1 protein-coding gene is annotated in these 724 nt (G+C 32.3%); it reads right to left on the bottom strand.

What is annotated here, in order from left to right:
* Positions 1-193: 193 nt before the first annotated feature.
* The coding region (locus tag NJT12_RS24825; RefSeq protein ID WP_271338792.1) for a transposase at positions 194-724 on the bottom strand (531 nt) is incomplete at its 5' end.

Raw genomic sequence — 724 nt, 5'->3', positions numbered from 1 at the left:
GAGGGCACTGAAAAACATCCCTTATTTTTGATCAGGTTTATTTTTTAGACAATAAAAAACGCTTATAACAGGATTTAAAAATATCCGTTATAAGCGTTTTTCGTTTTATAACTGTTTTTTATTTGCGGTTACATGAGTCTGTTTTTGACTTATAGAGAGGTGTTTTGAGTAATCATGTTTGGGTTGTAATTCTTTATATCAATTTCAGTATTCTTTTTAAATTGACCGTAAAAATAGCCATTGCACCTTGCATTTGCATACTATCTATCCCATAAGATGTTGCTCTGTCATACCCATGTACATTTTTTAGTTCACTGTTTTTGGCTTCTATTTTGTATCGGTGTTTTGCTTTGTCTTTGTAGAAGTCAGTTTCCTGAAAGGCAATTTGTTTTTGATGTAAATTAGATTTTACTGTTACAGAATATGTTTTTGTCTTTGATCCGTCTTTGTAACATCCTTCTTTTAATGGACAAGATTTACATTTTTCGACATCAAAATAATGGGTTTCTGCTTGATTTTTTCCGACATTTTTTTTGCCCTGTTTGGCTTTTCGTATAGCTATATGCCCTGCAGGACAAACAAATCTATCGGCATCTTTATTGTAATCAAATTTATCTTCCTCTTTTCTAGCTCCTTGCGCTATTGTAATATTTAGTTTGGCTACCACTTTAATATTTTGATCGCTCGCTTGCTTGATATTTTCTGTTCCTGTATAAGCTCCATC

It is taken from the genome of Flavobacterium azizsancarii (assembly GCF_027980145.1).
Classification (GTDB): domain Bacteria; phylum Bacteroidota; class Bacteroidia; order Flavobacteriales; family Flavobacteriaceae; genus Flavobacterium; species Flavobacterium azizsancarii.
This window is presented reverse-complemented; position numbering and strand designations above follow the sequence as displayed.